Origin of the sequence: Archaeoglobus veneficus SNP6, assembly GCF_000194625.1 — an archaeon.
Classification (GTDB): Archaea; Halobacteriota; Archaeoglobi; order Archaeoglobales; family Archaeoglobaceae; genus Archaeoglobus_C; species Archaeoglobus_C veneficus.
On record NC_015320.1, the window covers coordinates 709,874 to 733,185 of the forward strand.

At 46.5% G+C, this 23,312-nt stretch carries 30 protein-coding genes; 18 read left to right on the forward strand and 12 right to left on the reverse strand.

The features are described from left to right. From ARCVE_RS11615 to cbiM, 4 genes are read right to left on the reverse strand one after another with little or no spacing between them, the layout of a single operon-like run. Entirely contained in the window at positions 1 to 1,266 is a 1,266-nt protein-coding gene (locus tag ARCVE_RS11615) for an ATP-binding cassette domain-containing protein (protein WP_013683517.1), read from the reverse strand. Further along, on the reverse strand, positions 1,263 to 1,937 hold the full coding sequence (locus ARCVE_RS10765) for an ABC transporter permease (protein WP_013683518.1): 675 nt from the start codon (positions 1,935 to 1,937) through the stop codon (positions 1,263 to 1,265). The genes ARCVE_RS11615 and ARCVE_RS10765 overlap by 4 nt, the downstream gene beginning before the upstream one ends. Beyond that, positions 1,924 to 2,172, reverse strand: a complete 249-nt coding sequence (locus ARCVE_RS04090) for an energy-coupling factor ABC transporter substrate-binding protein (protein WP_198002032.1) — start codon at positions 2,170 to 2,172, stop codon at positions 1,924 to 1,926. The genes ARCVE_RS10765 and ARCVE_RS04090 overlap by 14 nt, the downstream gene beginning before the upstream one ends. A 26-nt stretch (positions 2,173 to 2,198) precedes the next feature. After that, positions 2,199 to 2,855, reverse strand: coding sequence for a cobalt ECF transporter S component CbiM (gene cbiM / locus ARCVE_RS04095; RefSeq protein ID WP_013683520.1), 657 nt, complete (start codon positions 2,853 to 2,855; stop codon positions 2,199 to 2,201). A 178-nt stretch (positions 2,856 to 3,033) separates the two neighbouring features. On the opposite strand from cbiM, the gene ARCVE_RS04100 reads away from it, so the two are divergent. The 6 genes from ARCVE_RS04100 to ARCVE_RS04125 all read left to right on the forward strand — a co-directional run bounded on the left by ARCVE_RS04100 (position 3,034) and on the right by ARCVE_RS04125 (position 8,433). Further along, on the forward strand, positions 3,034 to 3,636 hold the full coding sequence (locus ARCVE_RS04100) for a S8 family peptidase (protein ID WP_013683521.1): 603 nt from the start codon (positions 3,034 to 3,036) through the stop codon (positions 3,634 to 3,636). Beyond that, positions 3,629 to 4,651, forward strand: a complete 1,023-nt coding sequence (locus tag ARCVE_RS04105) for an IS630 family transposase (protein ID WP_013683522.1) — start codon at positions 3,629 to 3,631, stop codon at positions 4,649 to 4,651. Before ARCVE_RS04100 ends, ARCVE_RS04105 begins: the two co-directional genes overlap by 8 nt. Before the next feature lie 43 nt (positions 4,652 to 4,694). After that, positions 4,695 to 4,994 (forward strand): hypothetical protein, encoded by a 300-nt coding sequence (locus ARCVE_RS04110; RefSeq protein WP_013683523.1) that lies wholly within the window; start codon positions 4,695 to 4,697, stop codon positions 4,992 to 4,994. 71 nt (positions 4,995 to 5,065) lie between these two features. Next, on the forward strand, positions 5,066 to 6,061 hold the full coding sequence (locus ARCVE_RS04115) for a hypothetical protein (protein ID WP_013683524.1): 996 nt from the start codon (positions 5,066 to 5,068) through the stop codon (positions 6,059 to 6,061). A 3-nt stretch (positions 6,062 to 6,064) separates the two neighbouring features. Further along, complete coding sequence (locus tag ARCVE_RS04120) at positions 6,065 to 6,349, forward strand: type II toxin-antitoxin system HicA family toxin (protein WP_013683525.1); 285 nt, start codon at positions 6,065 to 6,067, stop codon at positions 6,347 to 6,349. A 74-nt stretch (positions 6,350 to 6,423) separates the two neighbouring features. Beyond that, the gene (locus ARCVE_RS04125; protein ID WP_013683526.1) at positions 6,424 to 8,433 is read left to right on the forward strand and encodes a carboxypeptidase-like regulatory domain-containing protein; all 2,010 of its coding nucleotides are present in this window, start codon (positions 6,424 to 6,426) and stop codon (positions 8,431 to 8,433) included. 215 nt (positions 8,434 to 8,648) lie between these two features. Here the strand turns inward: ARCVE_RS04125 and ARCVE_RS04130 are convergent, their stop codons facing one another. Both ARCVE_RS04130 and ARCVE_RS04135 read right to left on the reverse strand, forming a co-directional pair. Next, entirely contained in the window at positions 8,649 to 8,885 is a 237-nt protein-coding gene (locus ARCVE_RS04130; protein WP_013683527.1) for a hypothetical protein, read from the reverse strand. 463 nt (positions 8,886 to 9,348) lie between these two features. Then, on the reverse strand, positions 9,349 to 9,735 hold the full coding sequence (locus ARCVE_RS04135; protein ID WP_332247735.1) for a RusA family crossover junction endodeoxyribonuclease: 387 nt from the start codon (positions 9,733 to 9,735) through the stop codon (positions 9,349 to 9,351). A 426-nt stretch (positions 9,736 to 10,161) separates the two neighbouring features. Here ARCVE_RS04135 and ARCVE_RS11015 point away from each other — a divergent pair, with 426 nt between their 5' ends. Next, complete coding sequence (locus tag ARCVE_RS11015) at positions 10,162 to 10,314, forward strand: SHOCT domain-containing protein (protein ID WP_083809319.1); 153 nt, start codon at positions 10,162 to 10,164, stop codon at positions 10,312 to 10,314. Positions 10,315 to 10,350: 36 nt separating this feature from the next. Here ARCVE_RS11015 and ARCVE_RS04140 read toward each other — a convergent pair whose 3' ends face one another. Together ARCVE_RS04140 and ARCVE_RS04145 are read right to left on the reverse strand one after the other, a co-directional pair. Next, a complete protein-coding gene (locus ARCVE_RS04140) occupies positions 10,351 to 10,665 on the reverse strand; it encodes a hypothetical protein (protein WP_232215827.1) in 315 nt (104 codons plus the stop codon). Between the two features lie 245 nt (positions 10,666 to 10,910). Then, positions 10,911 to 11,807 carry a hypothetical protein gene (locus ARCVE_RS04145; protein WP_013683530.1) on the reverse strand — a complete coding sequence of 299 codons (897 nt, stop codon included), beginning with the start codon at positions 11,805 to 11,807 and terminating at the stop codon, positions 10,911 to 10,913. 239 nt (positions 11,808 to 12,046) lie between these two features. On the opposite strand from ARCVE_RS04145, the gene ARCVE_RS04150 reads away from it, so the two are divergent. Continuing rightward, positions 12,047 to 13,117, forward strand: a complete 1,071-nt coding sequence (locus ARCVE_RS04150) for an iron-containing alcohol dehydrogenase (protein ID WP_013683531.1) — start codon at positions 12,047 to 12,049, stop codon at positions 13,115 to 13,117. Positions 13,118 to 13,153: 36 nt separating this feature from the next. Here the strand turns inward: ARCVE_RS04150 and pheT are convergent, their stop codons facing one another. Further along, on the reverse strand, positions 13,154 to 14,800 hold the full coding sequence (gene pheT / locus ARCVE_RS04155; RefSeq protein ID WP_013683532.1) for a phenylalanine--tRNA ligase subunit beta: 1,647 nt from the start codon (positions 14,798 to 14,800) through the stop codon (positions 13,154 to 13,156). Between the two features lie 14 nt (positions 14,801 to 14,814). Continuing rightward, positions 14,815 to 16,248 carry a phenylalanine--tRNA ligase subunit alpha gene (gene pheS, locus ARCVE_RS04160; RefSeq protein WP_013683533.1) on the reverse strand — a complete coding sequence of 478 codons (1,434 nt, stop codon included), beginning with the start codon at positions 16,246 to 16,248 and terminating at the stop codon, positions 14,815 to 14,817. Positions 16,249 to 16,436: 188 nt separating this feature from the next. Between pheS and rpoE the strand changes: the two genes are divergently transcribed. The 7 genes from rpoE (at position 16,437) to ARCVE_RS04195 (ending at position 19,896) form a co-directional block, all read left to right on the forward strand. After that, positions 16,437 to 17,006, forward strand: coding sequence for a DNA-directed RNA polymerase (rpoE, locus tag ARCVE_RS04165; RefSeq protein WP_013683534.1), 570 nt, complete (start codon positions 16,437 to 16,439; stop codon positions 17,004 to 17,006). Then, complete coding sequence (gene spt4 / locus ARCVE_RS04170; protein ID WP_013683535.1) at positions 17,003 to 17,191, forward strand: transcription elongation factor subunit Spt4; 189 nt, start codon at positions 17,003 to 17,005, stop codon at positions 17,189 to 17,191. Before rpoE ends, spt4 begins: the two co-directional genes overlap by 4 nt. A 1-nt stretch (position 17,192) precedes the next feature. Next, the gene (locus ARCVE_RS04175; protein ID WP_013683536.1) at positions 17,193 to 17,750 is read left to right on the forward strand and encodes a GTP-dependent dephospho-CoA kinase family protein; all 558 of its coding nucleotides are present in this window, start codon (positions 17,193 to 17,195) and stop codon (positions 17,748 to 17,750) included. After that, on the forward strand, positions 17,734 to 18,057 hold the full coding sequence (locus ARCVE_RS04180) for a 30S ribosomal protein S24e (protein WP_013683537.1): 324 nt from the start codon (positions 17,734 to 17,736) through the stop codon (positions 18,055 to 18,057). Before ARCVE_RS04175 ends, ARCVE_RS04180 begins: the two co-directional genes overlap by 17 nt. Positions 18,058 to 18,073: 16 nt before the next feature. Next, positions 18,074 to 18,238 carry a 30S ribosomal protein S27ae gene (locus ARCVE_RS04185; protein WP_013683538.1) on the forward strand — a complete coding sequence of 55 codons (165 nt, stop codon included), beginning with the start codon at positions 18,074 to 18,076 and terminating at the stop codon, positions 18,236 to 18,238. Beyond that, positions 18,235 to 19,206 (forward strand): bifunctional N(6)-L-threonylcarbamoyladenine synthase/serine/threonine protein kinase, encoded by a 972-nt coding sequence (locus ARCVE_RS04190; protein WP_013683539.1) that lies wholly within the window; start codon positions 18,235 to 18,237, stop codon positions 19,204 to 19,206. The genes ARCVE_RS04185 and ARCVE_RS04190 overlap by 4 nt, the downstream gene beginning before the upstream one ends. Positions 19,207 to 19,296: 90 nt before the next feature. After that, positions 19,297 to 19,896: a Kae1-associated kinase Bud32 gene (locus ARCVE_RS04195; protein WP_013683540.1), complete on the forward strand. Its 600-nt coding sequence runs from the start codon at positions 19,297 to 19,299 to the stop codon at positions 19,894 to 19,896. Positions 19,897 to 19,901: 5 nt separating this feature from the next. On the opposite strand, the gene ARCVE_RS04200 is transcribed toward ARCVE_RS04195, so the two are convergent. After that, positions 19,902 to 20,183 carry a hypothetical protein gene (locus ARCVE_RS04200; protein WP_013683541.1) on the reverse strand — a complete coding sequence of 94 codons (282 nt, stop codon included), beginning with the start codon at positions 20,181 to 20,183 and terminating at the stop codon, positions 19,902 to 19,904. A gap of 49 nt (positions 20,184 to 20,232) precedes the next feature. Here ARCVE_RS04200 and ARCVE_RS04205 point away from each other — a divergent pair, with 49 nt between their 5' ends. Together ARCVE_RS04205 and ribA are read left to right on the forward strand one after the other, a co-directional pair. Continuing rightward, positions 20,233 to 20,484 carry a TFIIB-type zinc ribbon-containing protein gene (locus ARCVE_RS04205; RefSeq protein ID WP_013683542.1) on the forward strand — a complete coding sequence of 84 codons (252 nt, stop codon included), beginning with the start codon at positions 20,233 to 20,235 and terminating at the stop codon, positions 20,482 to 20,484. A 45-nt stretch (positions 20,485 to 20,529) separates the two neighbouring features. Beyond that, positions 20,530 to 21,672, forward strand: a complete 1,143-nt coding sequence (ribA, locus tag ARCVE_RS04210) for a GTP cyclohydrolase II (protein WP_013683543.1) — start codon at positions 20,530 to 20,532, stop codon at positions 21,670 to 21,672. A gap of 154 nt (positions 21,673 to 21,826) precedes the next feature. On the opposite strand, the gene ARCVE_RS04215 is transcribed toward ribA, so the two are convergent. Continuing rightward, positions 21,827 to 22,642, reverse strand: coding sequence for an HFX_2341 family transcriptional regulator domain-containing protein (locus ARCVE_RS04215; RefSeq protein WP_013683544.1), 816 nt, complete (start codon positions 22,640 to 22,642; stop codon positions 21,827 to 21,829). A 32-nt stretch (positions 22,643 to 22,674) separates the two neighbouring features. Between ARCVE_RS04215 and ARCVE_RS04220 the strand changes: the two genes are divergently transcribed. After that, positions 22,675 to 23,304, forward strand: a complete 630-nt coding sequence (locus ARCVE_RS04220) for a DUF4352 domain-containing protein (RefSeq protein ID WP_013683545.1) — start codon at positions 22,675 to 22,677, stop codon at positions 23,302 to 23,304. Positions 23,305 to 23,312 lie beyond the last annotated feature (8 nt).

Here is a 23,312-nt window from a genome sequence, read left to right on the forward strand (position 1 = left end):
TTAATCCTCCTTGCCGCCAACAATCATGAAAACTGGATTTAGCCCCCTGAACGCAGTTTTGCCTGCAAGTTCGTAGCTTTTTGAAATGTTTACTATGAGGGCCTCTCTGAACACCCCGAGTTCTTTCATCTTTTCTATAACCATGCTTGCAACTTCTATGCGGGCAGCGTTTACGACAATCCTTTTCGCCTTTCTGCATGCTATTTCCAGCATTTCATCTATTTCTTTTGTACCGCCAAAGAAAACTATATCGTAATCATAATTTCTGAGGAACTCTTTTCCATCCATGTTGAGCACTTCAACGTTTTCAAAGCCCGCAAGATTTTTCTTTGATTCTTCAAAAGCTTCTGGATCGCTTTCTACAGCAAAAACCTTTCTGACGTAGGGGGAAAAGATAATAGAGATTTTTCCACTCCCGCTTCCGATGTCTGCAAAAACGTGGTGATTTTCTGGCTTAATCTTCATGAAGAGGATACCTGCAACTTCATCCTTCGTTTGCTTGTGCATGCTGTCTTTATTTCTCGATGGATTATAAGATGTTGCGTTGTACACTCTCAGCCCGTACAATTCCGCAATTTCCGGCTCGAGACAGTCACCTTCGAATACTATTTTGCCCTGATCCATGACCACAAAATGATCACCCACCTGCATCGCAAAATCAGCATCGTGGGTGGATATTACAAGGGTTTTACCTTCATCTCTCAATCTGAGTACTGTCTTGACGACATCCCTGACACCTATCCCGTCAAGGCCGGCAGTGGGCTCGTCCATGATTATGCAATCGGGATTCATGGCTACAACGCCTGCTATCGCCACTTTCCTCTTTTCTCCACCGCTAAGCGTGTTGCAAAGTCTGTTTTCAAACCCCTCAAGGCTGACCCATTTCAGAGCCATTGAAACTCTCTCTGCCACATCTTCTTTGCTTAAACCGAGATTTTCACAGCCAAAGGCAACATCCTGCCACACTGTCGGAGCCACGATCTGATCATCGGGATTCTGAAAGACGAAGCCCACCTTCTTTCTAACTTCCATCAACCCTTTTCTGTCGTATTTTATGGGCTTTCCATCTACTCTCACTTCTCCTTTTCTGGGTCTGAGCAGACCGTTGAAATGCATGAGTAATGTGGTCTTTCCGGCTCCGTTTCTTCCCATCAGGACTGTTATTCTGCCCTTTTCTGCCCTGAAGTTTACACCCCTCAAAGCCTGTATGCTACCGTATTCGTACCACAGGTCGATGGTTTCTATCATTGACTTGGCCTCTGTCATAAAAACCACCACGCAATGGCCAGGATAGATAAACAGGCGATGGCTATGATCCATCCACGTGATTTCTGGCAGTGAACAGGCATTTTTCCTGAATAACACCTCGATTCCATGGCAAACTCCACTATCTCGGCTCTTTTCATTGCCCTTATGAAGAGAGAATACGAAAGCAGCGAGACTGTTCTCAGAAAAGCCTTCCTGCTTGCAAACCCGTGCTTTGATGATGCAGCAACCTCCATTCTACTGGCCTCATCCATGAGAATTTGAATAACTCTGTAAATCAGCGTAGCAGTCTCGGCAACGAAGTACGGTAGTCTTAAACGCTTTAGCGAAGCAAAGAATTCGGGAATTGTGGTGGTGGAGATAAGGTAGGTGAGAACGCTTACCGATGCAAGGCACCTCAGTCCGGTTGCCATGGCTGCGCTGATACCGGCAGTCAAACAGACCGCGAACATTCCCGGCAGGATAAAGAAGAGTGACGGCCTGATTATTCGAAAGTAGTTCATTCTGGCAGCGTGAAATGACAGGAGAGAGAAAATAGCCAGTCCGGTAAGATGTACCGTTAGCTTTGGGGACGATGCAATAAGGATGAGTGAAACGAGGGAAAAGAAAACCTTCAGATCTCCATCCACGAGTTTCTTCGATGTGAGCTGGACTTCCTCAATCCCGTGCATGAGCTTTTCCTCTATTGTAGCCGAGGAAATACCCGATTATGCCAGCCCCTATCGCTGCCTGGAGGCTGAAGAGCAGGCTTTCAATTTCACCGCTTGGTGGTTCCCACAGGGGAGAGAACCACGGCTCGTAATTCGGATTTATCTCGGTTATTGCCTCTTCTGCCTTATCGTCTGCACCACTCCACTCATCTGCGAGAGCTGGAGATGTAAGAAGGACTGTAAATAACAGGAACACAAGTGTGGCTGAGAGATACGCAGCCCTCACGCGAGCACCCCCTCAACGGCTGGCCTCGTCTGAGCCAGGTGCTTCATGAGCAGGGCGGCAACAATTCCCTCTATAATGGCTATCGGTACCTGAGTGACTGCGAAAATCCCCATGAAAACGGCTGCCGAGGAAACTACGCCTGAAATCCCGTATCCCGAAGGGAACGCAAGGGCAAGCTGTAGCGATGTGACAACGTACGTCGTCCAGTCTGCAATGACTGCTGCGAGGAACGTTGAAGGAGCGATGTCCAGCCCAACTTTTCTGGCGAATTTGTAGACAATCCAGCCTGCAAACGGCCCTATTATTCCCATTGATGCAGTGTTCGCTCCAAGCGTTGTTATCCCGCCATGGGCAAGAAGCAGTGCCTGATACAGCAGGACTATGGCGGAAAGGAATGCCGTTATTGCGGGGCCGAAAAGCACGACTGCTATGCCTGTTCCAGTTGGGTGGGAACAGCTTCCCGTGACAGATGGAATTTTAAGAGCTGAGAGGGCGAATATGAACGCTCCAGCCACTGCTATCATCGCCCTGCTTGATGCATCCTTTTCAACGATTTTCTTTACCTTCCACGCTCCGTAGGCAATGATGGGGATGGAGAACGCGTACCACAGAGCACACCATTCGACTGGCAAAAATCCCTCCATTATGTGCAATGTTCCACCTCCTTGATGTAGTGTCAAATAAATTTGATTATTTAAATGTGTCGGAAGAGAGCACAGTATTATTTAGAATTTTTTTAATAATATTGGTTAGTGAACTAACATTATTTTCGACATTATTTTTAGAAACCCTTATATCTGAACATAGCAGAATCCACGCGGTGGTAGAATAATGAGGAAAATGTCAATTGGCTGTCTGCTGGTTATTCTCGTCTTCTTGGCACCACTAGCTGCAGCCAAGACAACGGAAGACACGAGCAGAGTAATTGTCGTTTTTAAAGACGGGATGAAGGCGGAGGATGTCGATTTTATCAAGAAATGCGGAGGCAAGGTAAAGAGACATCTGAAGCTGGTAAACGGAGGAGTAGTAGAGATTCCGGCAAAGGCAATCGAGAAGCTGAAAAAGAATCCACGAATTAAGTATGTGGAGCCAGATCTAAGAATTCACGCTTTTCAGGAGATTGTTCCCTGGGGTGTTGATAGAATCGATGCCGATGTTGTCTGGACGTTCGGAAATAAGGGCATGGGGGTTAACGTCTGTGTCATAGATACTGGCATTGACTACACACATCCCGATTTGGATGATAATTATAAAGGAGGTTACGACTTCGTTAACGATGATGACGATCCTCTTGACGACAATGGCCATGGAACACACTGTGCTGGCATAATTGCTGCGGAGAACAACACCGAGGGCGTGATTGGCGTAGCTCCTGAAGTTATGGTCTTGAGCAAAACTATTTATACTAAAAATAACAACCAAAACCATGGGTAGAAAACGCGTCTACGAAGTAGTGAAGCATCTGCCAGCAGAAGAACTCGATAGAAGAATCAAAAGGCTTGAAAAAGACACGAGAGTTCTTAAGAGACTTTACTTCATAAGATACCTCTATAAAGGAATGAACGTTGAAGAAGCCGCCGAACTCGTAGGAATTACCAAAGCAACAGGCTACGCATGGCTAAAAAGGTGGAACTCAAAAGGCTACGAAGGCTTAATTCCGGAATTTGGAGGGGGAAGGCCAGCAAAACTCACGAAGGAGCAGAAAGAGAAACTCAGAGAGATGCTAAAAGAAGGGGATTCGTGGACGACGAAAGAAGTTCAGGAGCTAATTGAAGCTGAGTTTGGAGTTAAGTATTCTTCGTGGCAGGTCAGGAGAATTCTCAGATCTTTTGGCATGAAATACGCTAAACCTTATCAGAAGGATTACAGAAAGCCCGATAACGCTGAGGACACTTTAAAAAACCTGGATGAAGCTGAGATTGATCAAGACATCCTAGGATTCATTGATGAGATGGCAGTCGAAGCGAATGCAAATACTGCAAGGCTGTGGAGTTTCGGAAAGCCGGTTAAAAGAGTTGCCACGTACGTCAAAGCTAAGGTTTCAGGATTCTATAGCTTGAACGGAGAGAGCGTAATAGAGTTTCCAGAAAGAAACAGGACTGAAGAATTCATAGCATTTCTAAAAAAGATTAGAGAAGCAAATCCTGGGAAAAGAATCGTGATCGTTCTCGATAATTTCAGGACGCATCATGCAAAGAAAGTGAGAGAGGAAGCTGAAAAGCTTGATATTGCACTGGTTTATCTCCCTCCCTACTCTCCCGACTTGAATCCGATTGAGAACGTTTGGAAGAGCGTTAAAAGGTTTGTTTCTGAAGTATCTCCGCTGAATATAGAGGAGCTGAAGGAAACGATTTCCAAGGCTTTCAGAAAGTTAACTGAATCAATCTCCTTTGCAACGGCTTGGATTGAGAAGTTCTTGGGAGATAAGTTTAAGATGTTTTGCACCTAACCATAATTGAGGTTTGAGAAGAGATGGCACAGGAAGTGATACCTTGCTCGCTCCCGTTAGGATCAAGGGTCAGCGATACTGGATAGAATTCTCGATAAGGGGCGAGCTCTGGACACCCATTCCCGACATAACCGAGCTGCGAAAGCTCGTTCTGAAGGAGATCTGCATTAACGATGTTTACGAAGACTGGGAGATCGCCTACGACGTGAAGAGAACTGCTGCTATGCTCCTTAAGCGTGGCTTATCTCCGAAGCAGGTCGTACAGGAGATGGTGGAGCTCTACGGGATTCCCGAACCTCACGTTTTCGAAGTTCTTGAGGGTCTGGTGTTGCAAATTCAGTAGTTTTTACTGTAATCACCAAATCAAATTGCGAAAACTATATCTAATATTATGTTTGCTTCCATCGTAAGAAAATGCCAGATAAAGGAATTTGGATCATATTTGAGGGAAGGGCAGTTAGGGCAGGAAGAATAGAAGTACTAAGGCTTGCAGAGGTCCTATCAAATTTTCAGAGATTCGTTTTTGATTATGGGCGAGCTCGTGGCGTCCAAAGAAGGGAATATCTCAAAGTGTATTTCTCAGAGGTTGAGAAAGGAAGCATCAAAATTAAGCTAATGCCTAAACCATCACTATACCCAATACCAGTTCAAGCGGTCGAGTTCATAGATAGGTTGAAGGACAATATCGACGACATAGAGGAAGCAAAAGAGATTGTTAAATCGGAATTTAAAGATAAAACAGATTTGATAATAAGGGGGCTAACAAAAGTTGAGGCTTTTTGGTCGAGGGAAGACATTACAGTAGCGTTGGGTGTGGGGGACGGAAAACCAGAGCGAATTGTAAAGTTAGATCCAGAAAATAGGGAGGAAATAAACACACTTCTTAAAGAATTCATGAAGCAGTATGCCCGCACTATTACGGGGGCAATAGTTGAATGGAAGTTCTACGGTAACAACAGGCATTTTGAAATAATCACACCGTATGGTGAAAGAGTTAGATGTTACTACAACTACATGGAGAGACCAGAGTTTGAGGACTTAATCTACGAGAATACAAAAAAACCAGTAGAGGTAGTAGGATTTATTAAAGAAAGAGGAAAGAGAAAAAAGGTCGAAGACGTTCTGGAGATAAGACCATGGAAAAAGATGCTTACAGGGCAGTTTGCAGGATATAAGCTCAAAAAGCCAATACCTCTTAAAGTGGAATACGATAACTTTGATAATATATGGTGTCTTTATAATGATGAGTTAGAGCTGTATGGTTGCGGAGAGAACATTGAGAGAGCTGAGAGAGACTTAGAAGTCGTTTTTAGTTGTTTAATCGAAGAATATGCAAAGGAGGTAGATGAAGTTCTTTCTGATAAGGCCCTTGAACTTAAAAGAAAGCTTCTCGAATATGTGGAGGTTTAAGGGATGTCAAAGACGTTAAAGGCTAATAAAGTGAGAAAGGCACTTGTGAAAAAGGGATTCAAGGAGAAAAAATCAAGACACTTGAAATTTACACTACATATCAATGGTAAAAAACAAAGGATCTGGACTGTAATGAGTCACTCTAGAAAAGATATACCCATATGGCTACAAAAGAGGATGATGAAACAGTTAAAATTTGAAGCTGAAGAAGATTTTTACAACTTTGTTGAGTGTCCAATGAGTTATGAAGATTATGTAAGTTACTTGGAAAAAAGAGGTTATCTTTGACTACGAAAGCAGGATGTGTTCTATCCTATATATTTTAGAAAACTTTATTTATGTAACAACCCTAAATCCAATCCATGCTGAAAAATCTGGCTACATGCTGGATTTTACTGACGGCAATGCTCTTTCTGCTGACTCCCGCCTCTGCCCAAGGTGCGTTGAAGATCTCAGCCCCATCAGAAGCCTACGTTGGCGATCCCGTTGAGATCACTGTTACTGACCTCTTCGGCAATCCTGTTGAGGATGTTACTGTTTACGTTAACGCTCAGGAGATAGGAAAAACGGACTCCAACGGGAAAATAACCTACACGTTCGACAGCGAGGGTATTTACATCCTCACGGCGACGAAGCTCGGCTATTTGCCTGCCGCGAGCGTCAGCATCAGCGTCGAAGCTCAGAGTACGACTCCCGAAGAAACGCAGACGGAGACTCCCGTTACCACACCAGAACAAGAGATAGAAGTGCTGGAAGGAGCCGTAATTCCAGTTTCGATCGTGAGTGACAGCGTCGTATTTCAGTTCGAGAGTGCTACAAGGCAGAAGTTCAGTGTTAGCCCCACGGCGTTCTTCACCGACGGCAGAACGAACGCCGTCCTTATCGGTGACATTTCAGACAGTGGATGCTACAGGATTGAGGGCGTGGTCAAGGGGGAGGTCAACGTAAACGGCAAGAACTGGAAAGTTATCTCGGTTGAAGATTACGAGAAGCTGAGTACTCAAAGCGTAAGTCTTGAGACTCTAAAGGAGAGAGCGAGCGATTACGTTGCCAAAGAGGTTATCGTCAACGCGTATCTGAGGGAGACACCGTTTGAGGTTGGATATGCATACGTGCCTGGGGTGGACGTCTACCCCGGTAGCCTGAGCGATGACGAAGAAACACCCCTCCTCGACGACGTCAAGGATCTCCTCAGTGATAGGGAGGTCGAGTACTCCGACTTCCCGACCCTCAGGATCTCCGGACCTGTCGATGCGTACGGGAACAACTACCAGGCCTACTGGAAGAATGCGTACGGCAGTGTTAAGGGATTAGTTCTGCCCGTGGACTTCGTGAGCGGGATTCTCGATGAGGATGTGTTAAAATATCTCCCGGATGAGAGATACCTGCTCTTCGTCGAGAACTTGGATATCAAGGCCGAAAAGACAACGATAAAAGAGATTAGAGAGAACCCAGAAAGGTATTACGGGAAGGTTGTCGAGCTTGACGTCACCGGGATTGGTGTGACAAAGAGTGCGAAGGAGATGCTCTCCACGGTCTTCCCGGCGGCTGCCGCATCACCCGTTGACGTGTACCTCGTCCTCTACGGATTCTTCCAGGATGTACCGACCAAGGAGACGTCGATTCCCGCGTTTGGAGTCTCTTCAAACCCCAACGCCATAAGCATGGAGGATCATCCGGACGGCCACTACAGGGTCAAGTGTAGGGTGCTCATCCTCAAGGAGTTGGACGACAACATGCCCAAGGAGCCTGTGCTGATAATCTTCGAGGCTATGAGGATTGATCGGGACGAAACGCCAATCGATGAAACTGGGAAGAACTTGCTTCTTGGCTATGTTGACATGCTGAAGAGTTATGTGCTCGGGGAAGAGCATAAAGAAGGGGAACATGAAGAAAAGCCCACACCGACTGAAACTCCCGAATCGACGATAGTGCCAACCCCGACACCTACACCCAAGTCCGAAGGAGGACAGACAAACCTCAGCTCGCTGACCGTGGACATCACTCCCGATAAAATAACCGCAAGTCCCGGAGATAGCATAAACCTGAGACTTAAGGTCGATTGGGAGCCAGAGGACTGGAAAGGACAGGCAAACGTTATAATCGTGCTCTCTGCCGCTGGTTTCGAAAAGAAGTACGAGTTGCCAGGCGTTTACCTTGAGAATCCGCCGATTGAGAACGAGTTCAGCTACACACTGCCGGACAACCTGCCGCCGCTGACGTACAAGGCAAAGATCATCGTCGAGGCTGGAGGGAAGGAGGCCGAAGACAGCGTTGATATAACAATCCCCGCTGGAAAGACTCCGGGATTCGAGGTGCTGACAGCGATTGCCGCGGTGGGTGCTGCGTGCTTGCGGAGGTTTAGGAGTTAATCCTGCATTTTTTATTCCCGTTATGCTTTATTCGATGAGGTGAATAGAAAGATATAAGTGCTTATTCGACACATCAAATGCGAGGTTGGGGCCTGCAGGCCTTAGCCTCGTTATAACACCTCCGCGGGCGTCGGGGCGTCCCCCTCACGCACAAGCGTGCCTTCGGTCACCGGAGGGGCGCCCGCAATAAAAACTATTTCTCAAAAATGTAAAAATTAAGAAGAGTAGTTGTCATTTCCGCCCCTCAGCCACTTCAGGTACATCTCCGCAACCTCGATTACTTTGCTCGCGGTAACAACAGGATCCTTGATGGCCGTTGCCGTTGCCAGAGCGACAGTCTCCCTCGCCACTCTCAGAGCGATCTGCCTTGCGATGCGCTCCTGCTTCTCCCTGTACATCTTCTCTATCCTTGCTTCCCTGTCGTTTTCCGGAATAGTATTTACCTGCTGCACGGGCTCCACCCCGTAACCAGATCCGTCGTTCTGACTAATAGCGGTTGGGAGCGATGCGAAAGTGTTGAAATCGCAATGATTTTATAATGATTTTATAAAACCAAAAATAAGTAGGTTTAAGTAGGTGGTTGATTTTTCGAGTGTTATGAAAGTGAGAGGGGAACTGAACAAAAAGTCTGTCTCCGGCTCCGGGCACTCTTCTTTTGGTTCAAATCCGTTTTACGACACTCTTTTTGAGTTATGATGCTGGTTCAAGGGTTTTGATGCCTGTTGTGGATTTATACAGCAAAAAAGTTGCTGCTGGATGCTAAGTAACTACGATGTAAACAAGTTAAGCAGTTCTAGCAGTTCTGTAGCAGGTTAGTATTTAAACGTTGAAAAAGTGGGGTGGGGTTAGTGCAGCTCTTTGTCCTCCGAAGTATCCAACGGCAAAGTAGAGCTTTGAAATAATGGTAGCATGTCCTTAAATTACTGTCTTTTCCACAAGGATCATCTGCTTTGATGGATCATGCTTTCTAAAAGAAATTATCAAAGTCGAGGTTTCGTAACCCTCTATGGCTTCACAGGGTTTTTTATACACCAATAATCGGACGACCTGAGAATCGTCCACAAACAGATATGGACTGCTAGGATCTTGTTTATCTTTCTTAAGAGTGTCTAAAACAATTTTGGAGATATTGTCTACATCCTGGTTCTTGACTCTTGACTTTGGAACAAAAGCGACAATCGCAACATCTAACTGTGCTTTTCTTATCTCTTCAAACAAGGGGTTCTCCATCCAACTTTTTAAATTGGTCTTTATCTCTTTGATTATCTCTTTTTTAGTCTTGTTTGAGGTTTTAATAACAATTAGATCACTGAATGATCCTTGAGCCCCCCTCTAGGACCAAAACATTATGTGGATTCCACTTCAATTTTGAATTAGACATATAATGCTTGTCTCAAAAACCCTTTATGAGGGTTGTGGTGATTTATACTCCTGAGGAACCTCAGAATCAAAGATTCTTTCTCTGTTACTTTTGTAGCAAAAGAGCGAGCATTTGATTATATTTATAAAATAATAAAGAAAAGATTTAACAAACGTTATTATTACGGCCGACAGGCAGTAATATTTCATCTTTCTCTGTTCTATCTCCTTTGGAGACGAGAAAAACAAAACAAAGAAGGCTAATCCAATAAAAAAGGCAATCGATCAAGTTTTGGATGGGCTAATTGAGACCTTCTCATCGGAAGAGAAACTAATAGAAAAGGCAAATATAGTGGCAGGACATTGCCTATGACTCAGGTAATCGAAAAAACTCCCGCACAGAAAGTGAACAAAGAAGATCCCATTGAAAAATTAAAGAAATTAAAAGAATTGTATGACTTGGGCATACTTAGTGAGGAGGAATATCAGAGAAAGAGAAAAGAGCTGTTAGAGATGCTTTAATATCTGGCGAAATTACTCTCTTCTGATTTTTGCGAGTTATTCTATCTTTTCACTCTCAACAACTCTTAGACCTATATTTTCCTGAATCATCAGGCAGTTCTCACAGAATATGGCCTGCATCTGCTTCCCGTTATCCATAACAGAAGATATCAGGAAGATGTCTTCCTCATCCCCACAAATCCAGCAAACTTTATGAGAACCAGCTTTAGAAAATACTATTTCGCTTAGAATACGTTGATGCGCTGGAAGATCCTGTTTTGTATTATCCCACATCGATTTTGCATCGATCTCGGATATTTTGACCATTGTTTTTCTATGTTTTGTACCCCTATATACTTTTCCTACTGTCAAAATGCGAAAGTAAGCATGTCATCTTAGAAATGGTGGGTAGGTTTCAGTTTTGCAGTAAAAATTAGACCTCTCTATTTTCTAGCAATTATCAAGGAACCAAATTTCAAAAACTCCTCCTCTTGAATTGCCAAGCTGTCTATTGATTTAAAAAATACACCCATGATTTAGACCAATAATGAAGGAGTAGAATAGTTTTCAAGAGAGATGGACTTCCGTCTACACACTCCCAACAAGAATTATCTCTATCACAACCCCCAAAGATATCCAGCAAAACTCTCAGCATGCTTTACCACGTACTCAGGCGTCAAACTCCTCAACCACTCAACAATTCCATCATCGTAGAGCATGCTTTCACTCAAAGGCACGCTCACACCATCTGGCTCAAAGTCCTTCATGTGCAGACAGCCTAAAGGAACCCTTGCGAGCTTTCCGCTCGGTGTCTGGGAGGGGTCGATAATTATGTGGTCTTCTTTCTTCTCGTGCCCTCCTGCAACCTTAAAGCTGACCTTCTGCTTTATCTGTCTCACCCAGACGTCCGTCCAGGATTTAAACAAAGCTCCTTTGCTGTGGTACTGGACTTTCTCCTCGTAAAACTCCGGTGGTTGCGGCCTGGAGAGGAAACAGTAAACATGGAAGCTTGAACCTGTCCAGTAGACCGCTATCGACTCAACGAGCTCGTTGAACTCATTATCGGTTCTCCTTTGTTCTTCCATAATTTCGATTAGGAGTCTCGTAACCTCCAGCGACTTCTCCGCAGGCATATTGGTGCGGTCTATGTCGATAAAAATCCTTTCAATTGGCTTGCCCTCTCCCTCTCCATTCGTTGCATAGAAGAACTCTGAATATTTTCTCGGTACAAAGTACCGCCAGAGCAAAACCTGTCTCTCGTTTAATCTGTTCTTAACCTCGCTCAGGTGGTACCTCGCTCTGAGCTTCAGGAATTCTTCATCGATGTAATCGAAGTCTTCAATCCATAGCTCTCCGAGTTTACCTGCTCGATTCAGGAAATAGGGAACTTTGGCCTTTGGAACATAGGTTTTGCTTGCAATCTCTTTTCCTTTTAGGAAATCTCGTAGATATGGGGCAATTCTACCGTAAAGGCTGAGAACGTCGATTTCGCCAAAGGGTTTGAGCAAGTCCATATTCTACTCTTGACTGGCACTTATTTAAATGTAAACTGCAGGCATCTCTCTGCTATCTCGCGAATACTTGCAGGCCAGTGCAAGGCCAAACAGGGTAAAATACATATATTGGCTTGTGTTTGTTTGAGAAGGGTTTAAGGAAAGTTCTGGATAAAATACATATACGTTTCCAGATAGACAGTATTTGGTTTGTGCTGCTCTCCCTCTGTGGCTAACCAGATCTGAGTAAGGTGGTTAAGATGAGGAAGCTTGTGAGTTATTTCAAAAGCGCAGAATTTCCCCGTATCGTAGAAGTTTCTGAAAATGCCCGAAAAAAAGTCAGGAACACTCTCGAAGCGATGGATTGCTCCTCGGCTCTACTTATTACGGGCAAGAACGTGTACGATGCTGTAGCGAGAAAGATAGAGGAGAGACTCGAAGGCCTTGTTTTGAGAACGGTTTTTGTTACCACGCTGCGGCTTGAAGACGTAAGAAGGACCGAGGTCGAAATGGGGCTTGAAGAGGTTGACAGCGTCGTCGGCGTTGGAGGTGGACGCGTCCTTGACTTTGGTAAGGTCATCTCCTCTGAGCTTAACGCTCCCTTCATAAGCATACCTTCCACAGCGTCCCACGATGGAATTGCATCTCCTGTAGCGAGTTTTAAGGAGAACGGGAAACCTGTTTCGATATCAACCAATCCTCCCGCTGCCGTTCTTGCGGACATTACGGTCATAAGGAATAGCCCCATTCGTTTGGTTAGGAGCGGTTATGGTGATCTGATTTCAAACGTTACGGCTGTTAAGGACTGGAAACTCGGAAAAGAAATCAAAGACGAGGAATACAGCGAAGTAGCGGCATCCATGGCGCTTATGCCGGCAAACCTGCTGCTCGCCGAAGCTGATAGACTCGACCTCAAGACACCATCGCATCTCGAACTTCTCGTCAAGGGACTCATTCTGAGCGGGATGACAATATCGATAGTTGGCAGCAGCAGACCTGTAAGTGGAGCGGAGCACAAGTTCAGTCACGCCCTGGACTACCTGGGATATGGAAATGGGACGCACGGTGAGCAGGTAGGAATCGGAACAATCATTATGGAGTACTTCCACGAGAAGGCCTACGGCGTGGGAGACTGGGAACTCATAAAGAGCTCGCTCGAAAAAATTCAGGCACCAACGATGGCGAGGGAAATCGGGCTTACGAAGGAGCAGGTTATTGAGGCGTTGCAGTATGCGAAGAGGGTAAGGAAGAAGAGGTACACGATACTCGAAGATTTGGATCCAAGTAAGGAGGATTTTGAGATAGCCCTTGAGAAGACGGGGGTCGTATGAGTTTGTGGAAGAGAATGGGTAAAAAAAACCTGAAATCTACAAAAGCTCACCGACATCAAACAGCTCCGATAGGTCGAGTTCGAAAGCAACCACTGGCGTTGCAAGCTTGAAGTTCTCCAGGACTTCGGGGTGTATTTCTCCAAACACTCCAACCTTCTTGCCGTCCACCACGATGTCTGCTCTCCTTCCTTCTATGAATGCATCATCGCTGCTCTCTGCCACACTCCACTCAAGATCAAGCTCTCTCATGACTGCCTGAACAACGCTCCTGATTTCTGCAAAGTTCGCCCTTGCATGGGTTGAGCATGCTGCGAGCCTCAGTCTGTTTTTCGTTCCAACAACGACATCTCCAACTTCGAATATGCGCTGGGGCATCGCGTGGTGGGTGTTGTACGACAGTAACTCGAGCAGCTTTGGCAGTATGTCCGTCCTCACGATGGTGTGGTCTTCGGTCAGAGGATGCATGAGAGGCGTGTAGTCTTTCCATGCCTCGCCACTTCTGCGCATGTACTCGTACTGCACCCTCTCATTCGTTAAAGTGAAAGTAATGACCTCTAAGTAGCCGAGACCAATCATTACCTCTCTTGCAATCTCCCTCATCTCGTTCCAGTTGTGAGTCGTGCCTATAGCGTTCGTTGGTGGATACTCCGGTTCAATTCTGTCGTATCCGTAGCCTATCGCGATATCTTCTATTATGTCCCACTCGTGCATGATGTCAGCCCTGTACGGTGGTACCAGTACTTCAACACTCTCGTCAATCCTGCCCACTCCAAACCTCATCCTTTCCAGAGCGAGCTTAATGTCATCATCGCTCATCTCGAAGCCAAGAAGGGCATATATCTCGTCCTTGCTTACAACCATTCTTTTCGGGCTAAGATCCGGCGTGAGCTCAGTTCTTCCATCAGGATACGTTATCTCAACGCTTTCTATTATCCCTCCCCTATCGGCAAGCATCGTTGCGAGGATGCTTAAAGCTTTGTCAACGTTCTCGTCGAAGCCCGTCACGTCTATGAACAGATCGGTAGTCCTCTCAGTGACTCTTGTCTTCTCCGCGTTGATTACCGGTGGGAACGAAATGACCTCGTTCTTTGAGTCCAGGATCATTGGATATCTGTCCTTTCCTTCGAGGATGAACCTGTACTCCTTACCCTTTGGGTGCTTTTCGAGGATTTCGGCAACGCTCATCTCCTCGCTGAAGTCGAGGGGGACGAATGAGAACGATGAATCCACGGCAGTATAGCGGAGAGGGAAGTAAACCTTGCTCAAATCGTGGACACCTATCGCCATCTTTCTCCTGTTTCTGCCTATAGTCCAGTGTAAGTCTTCCTGGACTTCCATAAGCGAGCGTATAACTTCATCGGTAATCTTGAGGTTTCTAACAACACATCCCACGATTCTGGGCCTTACTTCAAGAACGGCGGGCTCAACGACTATTTTCCAGTCTGCGGATTTTGCCTGATACTCTTTGTAGCCATGCTCTATGTCGAGGAAGCCCCGCAACGCCCTCGCAACGCCCTCAACACTGTACAGATCTGGCCTATTCGGGAAGAACTCAACATCAACGTGATCCTCCTCAACCCTCTCAATGTCACAGCCAAGCATCGGCAGCCTTTCGAGGATTTCTTCTCTGCTCTTTCCAACGAGCCTTTCAAGCTCGTCCCAGTAAAGCGTGACAACTGGCATTCAATCACCTCTCGCTATCGCTTTATTGCCGGCACGCTTCTCAACCAGCCTATGTCTGGCAGGTAGAGTCTTCTCAGATCCTTCATTCCAAGCCTGAGCATCGCGAGTCTGCCAATGCCCAGCCCCCAGGCGAGAACCCTGCCTTTTATGCCAAGAGGCTGCGTTACCTCCTTCCTGAAAACGCCCGCCCCGCCAAGCTCTATCCAGCCCAGACCCTCGGCGTAGACCTCTGGCTCGACGCTCGGCTCTGTGTAGGGGAAATAACCCGGCCTGAAGCGGACATCTTCAAAGCCCATTTTGAGGAAGAATTCCTTAAGCAGGCCGAGGAGGTCTTTGAAGCCAACATTTTCATCGAGAACGACTCCCTCGAGCTGATCGAATTCTGGAAGATGTGTGGCGTCGATTGTTTCGCGGCGATAAACTCTATCAATGCAGAAGGCCTTAACCGGCGGCTCCGGATTTTCTGCGAGGTAATGAATGGTTATCGCCGTTGTGTGTGTTCTCAGCACGAGCTGTCTCGCTCTATCAATGCTCCATACGCCTCCCCAGCCCGTTGAGCCAGTCTCCCACCCATTCTCATGTGTCAGCCTAACTCTCTCGACCACATCTCCCTCAAGCTCAACGTAGCTGTCGAGGTAGAACGTGTCCTGCATATCCCTTGCAGGATGGTCTTGCGGCTGGAATAAAGCGTCGAAGTTCCAGAAAGCGGGCTGGACGTAGTGACCCTTTATCTCCGTAAATCCCATCTCGAGGAAGATTTTGCGGCACTCTCTTATTATTCTCTCGTATGGGTGGAGCTTTGCGGTGAAGATATCCCTCGAAGGGATTGTAATGTCGTATTTGAGAAACTCCTTGCCCTTCCACGAGCCTGAGGTTAAAATTTCCGGCGTCAGGTCTGTTACGTAATCCTTAAGCTCAGCCTCTGGCTTCTCCAGCACTGTGACGTATATCTCCTTTTCTTCGTCAAAATCGATGAGTTTTCTTCTGAGGAGGCTTTTTACGTCATCCTCACTGACGGCATCAGCGTTGCAGGCAGAAATAGCCCTCAGCGCCCCCTTTTCCCTAAACTCCGGAACGCGTACCAGCCTTACAACGCCATCCTGTATCTCAACAGCTTTCTTTCTCCTCAACCAGCCGAGGGCTATACCAAACTCCTGCTTTCCAAGTTCTTTCTCGAGATCCTTTATGTGCTTCGGTTCATGGAGAAGTTTGACCAGTCTCTCCTCAGGCAGTCCCTCTTTCAGATACCTTTCGCCTTCCCCTGTCAGCCTGTATATTCTCTTCTTTATCGTCTCGACTTTTGCCAGCCCCTTTTCCTGCAGCAGGTGGGCTGCCTTGAGAACGGCATCCTTCTTCATTCCTGAGGCTTCGGCTGCCTCATCCAGCCTGTATCTCCTGCCTTCTTCGAGGGCTTTAAGCAGTTGGATCTCTATAGGCGATAGCACCATTTCAACCACCGCTTCTCTAAGATATAAGTATCAGCGTGACGCTGCGACACCATCTGCCAGCAGTAAAGGCTTGCAAGGCAGAAGGATTAAAAAACTTTGGTATTTCTGTGGCGGATGTACGGCGGGCATACGTTAAATTTATATTGCCTCCTCGTCGCTTTTTCATGCTACAACCTTCTGGTGATATTATGTACGCAAGGATAAGAGTTCGTGATACTGTCAGAGTCCCTCCCACGAGGCTCGGAGAAGACATAGAGGAGGTAATCAGGGATCTGCTCTGGGAGCAGTTTGAGGGCAGACTTGATAGAGAGTACGGTATGCTCATCGGGATAGAGAACATAGAGGACATCGGTGAGGGGCGTATAATCGAAGGGGACGGGGCGGTATACTTCGATGTAGAGTTTACGGCCATCGTGTTCAAGCCTCTCCTTCAGGAGGTTATAGAGGGTGAGGTTGTCGAGGTTGTGGAATTTGGTGCCTTTGTTTCTATTGGCCCGCTTGACGCGCTTCTCCATATGAGTCAGATAACCGACGATTTTATGGTGTATGACGAGAAAAACAAGAAGCTGATCGGGAGAGAGACCAAGAAGAGCTTGGGTGAGGGCGACCTGGTTAGGGCGAGAATAGTTGCCCTCAGCCTGAAAGAGAGAGAGCCGGAAAGGAGCAAGATTGGTTTAACCATGCGCCAGCCCTGGCTCGGCAACCTGAAGTGGATTGAAGAGGAAATCAAGAAGCTCGAGAAAGAGGGAGCAGCATGACCGAGCTTGCCTGCAGGAAGTGCAAGTTCATAAGTCTCAATTCGACAGTCTGCAAAAACTGCGGAAGTACTGAACTCACGAAGGAATGGTACGGTTACTTAATCATCATAGATCCGGAGAAGAGCGAAGTAGCAAAAAAGCTCGGGGTAAAGATTCCCGGTAAATATGCGCTCAAGGTAGGCTGATATGCTGAGGCTGCCCGAAGAGCTGAGGAAAGAGTGCAGGAAGCCACAGGGGAGGCTGTGCAGTCTGGATTCGGTGAATCCGGTAGCTGCCGTTGGGGATGTCGTAAGTTACTCCCTGCTCTCAATGGGCCGCAAGCCAGTAATCATAGTTTTTGACGGCAGAACAGAGAGGAGAAAATTCGAGCAGCTCGAAGAGCTCGAAAGGATGACTGCAGAGTACGAACGCATTGAAGTTGAGAATCCTCCCTCAACGATAACCTATGAGCTCGTCGTAGCTTTGAAGAGGGCTGTGGAAGTGGCAGCAGAAGGTGTAAGGACAAAGGTCTTCGTTAAGGGTGAAGAGGACCTGGCTCTAATGCCGCTGGTGTGTCTGCTCCCCTCAGGCAGCGTCGTTTACGGGCAGCCGGGTGAGGGGGTTGTGGAGGTAAATGTGACCCCCGAGAAAAAACTACTAATACTCCAGCTCATGGAGCAGATGGAGAGGCTTAAAAGAGATGGTAAAAATGGTGAAGACGTCATTAGTTTGTGCAGGGGGTGGAGCAATGGAGATCTTCGTTGAAAAGGACAGGCAGAACCCGCTTCTCAAGAGGAGGGAAATCTACTTCAGGCTGAAGTATGAGGAAGAAGGGGCGACACCTTCGAGGAAAGACGTGAGGCAGAAAATCGCAGGGTTATTCAACGCGAACCTTGATACGGTCATCATAGACTACATCAAGCCGGAATTCGGTAAGTGTGAGGCGTTCTGCTACGCCAAGATCTACGATAGCGTCGAAGACTTGCACGCAATCGAAGAAGACCACATAATAAAGAGAAACTTTGGAAAGTCTGAGGGAGAAGGCGAGGAAGGAGAGGGAGAGGAAGAGTGATTGAAGAGGTGATCCTATGGCGAAGGCACAGGAAGTAGTTTCCAAGTTCTACGAAATAAAGGGAGACAAGGTTGTCAGGAAGAGAAAGTTCTGTCCGAGGTGTGGCGAGGGAGTTTTCCTGGCAGAGCACAAGGACAGGCGAACATGTGGCAAGTGCGGCTACACTGAATTCAAGAAATGAGGGCCCTTGGAATCGAGGGCACGGCGTGGAGTCTCAGCATTGGTGTCGTTGACGAAAGTGACGTTCTTGTCCTTGAAAGCGACCCCTACGTGCCGAAAGAGGGGGGAATCCACCCTCGCGAGGCATCCCAGCACCACGCGGAAAAAATAGGAGCTTTACTTGAAAAAGTTTTTTCCAAGGTAGAGCCGAAGAGCATAGACGTTGTTGCTTTTTCTCAGGGCCCGGGTATGGGCCCCTGCCTGAGGGTGGTAGCCACTGCTGCGAGGACTCTCGCTTTAAAGCTTGGTAAACCACTCGTGGGTGTTAACCACTGCTTAGCACACGTTGAGGTCGGAAGGTGGAAAACAGAAGCCAAGGAACCCGTGACACTCTACGTCAGCGGTGGAAACTCACAGGTTATAGCAAGGAGAGGCAGCTACTATAGGGTCTTTGGTGAAACTCTGGACATAGGTATTGGTAATGCTTTGGACAAGCTTGCCAGACACATGGGATTAAAGCACCCTGGGGGACCAAAGATAGAAAAACTTGCAAAGGGAGGAAAGCACTACTACGAGTTACCCTACGTGGTCAAAGGGATGGATTTTTCTTTCAGCGGGCTCGTTACGGCAGCACAGCGATTGTACGATAACGGCGTTGCGATGGAGGACGTTGCCTTCAGCTTCCAGGAAACTGCCTTCGCGATGCTAACTGAAGTGACTGAGAGAGCCCTTGCATATCTGAATCTTGATGAGGTTCTGCTCGTTGGCGGAGTTGGAGCAAATTCCCGCCTTCAGGAGATGCTAAGAGTGATGTGTGAAGACAGGAACGCGAAATTTTACGTTCCGCCGAAAGAGCTAACAGGTGACAACGGGGCGATGATTGCATATCTCGGCCTCCTTATGTACAAGCACGGTTACGAGACACCTATTGAGGAGTCCGCTGTTAGGCCCGATTTCAGGATTGAGGACGTTGTCGTTAACTGGGATTAGACTTTTTGTGTGGTCTGTATAGACTCAGTAGTCTCTCCATAGCTTGATGACAAAACTTTTTAGATTGCTGAAACAGTATGGGGCAGAACCATGGCAAGCGAACCAATAGTCTATTTGGGTGGAGAAGCCGAAGTGAGAATTTACGAGGACATTGTGGAAAAGATAAGGAGACCAAAGAGATATCGCATTCCGCAGCTCGACGAGATTTTAAGGCGGCGAAGAACCAAAATGGAAGCGAAGATAATTTCGATGGCAAGGCGAAACGGCGTTGCTACACCGATAATCCTCGACGTAGAAGGTGACAGAATTGTAATGGAAAGAATAAAAGGCGAACCTGTTAAGAGCGTAATGACTCCAGAGATAAGCAGAGAGATAGGAAAAGCTGTAGCAAAGCTGCATAAAGCTGGGATAATTCACGGAGACATTACGCCAATGAATATGATTTACAGCAACGGTAAGATTTACTTCGTCGATTTCGGGCTTGCGTTCATCGAGGACAGGATTGAACCCAAGGGCGTCGATGTTCACGTTTACTTTGAGTCCCTCAAAGCCTCTTTCGACAACTGGAGGGAGCTAAAGCAGGCATTTATTGAGGGCTACATGGCGTACGAAAAAGCTAAGGATGTTCTTAAGAGGGCTGAAGAAATTGCCGAAAGGGGGAGGTACGTGGAAAGGGTGAGTCAGGCTTAGTAGCTTCATATCTCTCCGGGAGCAATCTCAATCTCCACGTAGTCCCATCCTGCTTCTATCCTTTTCACCTTCCTTCCGAGTTCGAATCTCACCCTGTCAACAACCCTCTCTGACGGAAGGCCGAGATTCGTGTAAATGCAGCTCATAAGCAGCGCACTGTTGGCGAAAAACAGGCCGGCAAGCCCAATATTAAGGTATATTCTGAGGTTCTCTTCACCAAGCCTTTTGTCGTACCCCCTTTCCCTCAACCAGTCCTCGAATTCATCTATCGTAATTCGAATCTTCATGACTTTACAACAGCCAAAAGGGTTAAAATAGTTGTACACTATTTCTGTTATGAAGCGAATTCTCGTTTGCCCTGTTTGCAAATCAACGGATGTGGAATACGATACTGCTGGCGTCACGGGGAAGTATCGCTGCAAGAACTGCGGTTTCGTTGGTTCAGCAGTCCTTGAGATGACTGAGGGAGAATACAAGGAGATGATCGAAGGAGAGGAAATAGAGAAAAAGGCTGAGCAGGAGATTCGTGGTAAGAAGCGGAAACAAGATCAGGAAGAGAAGGGTGAGAAGCGGGACTTCCACTTCTGAGATACATCTCAAAAATTATATATACTTTCCCGCAGGCCGGAGGCTATGCAAGAAATCATCGAAGCCGTAAGGGCGGGAAAGCCCTTTATCATTTTTGATGATAAAAAATCCGTCCTCGGCGTTCCTGCAGACGTCGTTTCCGGGCGTGTAATCGCTCTTATTATGAAGAACTGCGACGAGTACCGCCTTGCAATGCCGTGGAAACACATAACTGCTCTTGGCTTGAACAGATTCCTCCTATACGGTGGAACCGTAATTCCTCTCGACTGCAGCAAAAATGGTATTTCGGCTGAAGAAAGGGCTGATTTCATAAGGCGACTTGTTAAGGGTAATGTAAAGCCTGAGGAGATAGTGTTCCCGGGCAGAATCTTTGTTGAAGAAGCGAAGGAAGGCGGTGTCCTTGAGAGGCCAGCTTTCGGCGAGGCGTGTATAGATATCGCAAGAATGGCCGGATTCAGCAGTTCTGCTCTCTATTCCACGTTAATAACGCCCTCTGGAGATGTTGCAGATGAAAGCTATGCTGCCGAATTTGCGAAGGAGAACGGGCTACCAGTAATTAGCATAAAAGAGCTCATAATGCACAGGCTCAAAAACGAGAAGCTCGTCAAGAGGGTCGTTGAAGCAACTCTGCCAACGAAGTTCTACGGCACGTTTAAAGCTGTGGGTTACGAGACTCCTATCGGCGAGATAGTCGCCCTCGTAAGAGGAGATGTCTCGGAGGGCGATGTCCTCGTCCGCATACATTCAGAGTGCCTTACTGGAGACGTTTTCCACTCACTTCGCTGCGACTGTGGAGATCAGCTTGAGAAAGCTTTGAAGATGATAGACAAGGAAGACAAAGGCGTGGCAATATACATGAGAGGACATGAGGGGCGAGGAATCGGTCTCATCAACAAGCTGATGGCCTATAAGCTGCAGGAGGAAGGGAAGGATACCGTTGAGGCGAACATAGAACTCGGCTTCCCACCTGACATGAGGAGCTACGGAATCGCAGCCCAGATTCTGATAGACTTGGGTGTTAAAAGCGTAAGGCTCATGACCAACAACCCGCTGAAGATAGAGGAGCTGAAGAAGTACGGCTTCAAGGTTAGAAGGGAAGCGATAGAGGTTGAGCCATCGGAGGAGAACCTGAACTATCTCAAGGCGAAAAAGGAAAAGATGGGGCACATGCTGTGTATTAATGATTGATGGTGCAAAAATACTATTTTACGCCCCCCCCTCAAGTAAAACCATGACTTAGCCGAACTCGGTAATTACTGCTGTGTGTCTACCAACTTTTACTCTCTCCACACACCTACGAGAAGCGAGCTTATTAAGAACTCTCCTATTAGCAGATCATCTTTTAAAACGTACCTCTCTCAAGCAGCGCAATAATTTTTCCCTCGTCAGTTAAATCTATTCTGTTATATCTTCCCGCTTTTATTCTCTCTATGTATTTCTTGGATTCCAGCTTGTCAAGTATACGCCTGTTCAACTTGTTAATGACCTTCTGATATTCTCTACGGTATTCACTACGATCTTTACATTCAATCTTGAATTCCTGGAATTTCTTCTCCAGCGCTTTTAAAATTTCGTCCGTCTTGGCTTGTCCTCCTTTATTGATTAGGAATGACAGAGTAAATCGTTCCTCTTCGGACAACTTTGCTATTTCTATTTTCGGAAGCTCTATTATCTCAGGGTCAATGCAGACACTTCTCCCATATTTGAAAAACTCCTCCTCATTTTCATAGTATCTGTCAGGTTCCACATAGTAAACTGTGCAGTCATGATACCAACCAGCAAGCGAAGCTACTACTGCGATTAACCTACCGAACGCAGAGATATTGATGTAAACCCTTGCTCCCCTCGTTTTTTCCTGAACTATCAGTTCGGAAATTTTACTAAGTGCAGATTCAAAATTGAAAAGGTCTACATCATGAAACTCCACTTCATAGCCCATTTTTCTTAAGTCATTTATCACGGCATATGTAAAATATTGCTGCTTTTTGTAAAGATCTGGATCTCGAAGGCGTGCGTTTTCGGGACCTATCGAGAGTATGTGTACTTTCTCACCACCAATTTTCCTGATAGCTCTGGTTACAATTGATCTTTCGAATCCAAGCGGTATGATGTGGACTACTCTTAATATTTTCATTGTTATCGATGTTATCGTAAACATGGTTAAGTATTTTACGGTACATCAAAAAAACCATGATGCCGCTGGCGAAGTGCATTCTTGAACCAAGCGGGCAGAAAATACCGGAATTTATAGATGTGGGCAAAACTCTGGCTTTGGCTGTTGTGTGCATTTTAATCGGAATTGTACTGGCGGGATGCGTATCTGAGATCTCTACAAAACCTGCTGAAACTCCAGAGTTGCTACCAATCAAAACGCAGACACAGGAACCAAGGGGCAGCTATACAAACCCGGCATCCATAGGAGAAACGGTTGTGGTTAAGACGTTTTCCGGAACATTCGAAGTTGCAGTCCTGGATTATATAAAAGGCGAAAAAGCATACCAAATCATCAAGACAGCCAATATGTTCAATCCAGATCCGGATCAGGGATTCGAGTATTTGCTGGTTAAAGTTAGATTCAAGTACGCATCGGGCAAAACATCGCAGTACGTTTCTGCTTACAGCTTTGAAGCTTACTGTAATGGAACTGGTTATTCACCTGCCTTCGTCGTCTTGCCTAAGGATATGCCAGAATTCAAGAACGTCAATATAATGCCGGGAGGAATGACTGAGGGCTGGATTGCGTTTATTGTGCCGCAGGGAAAAGATATTTTGATAGCATATGAACATATGTTTGAACCTGTTTGCTTCATTAAAGTTTAAGTGATTTT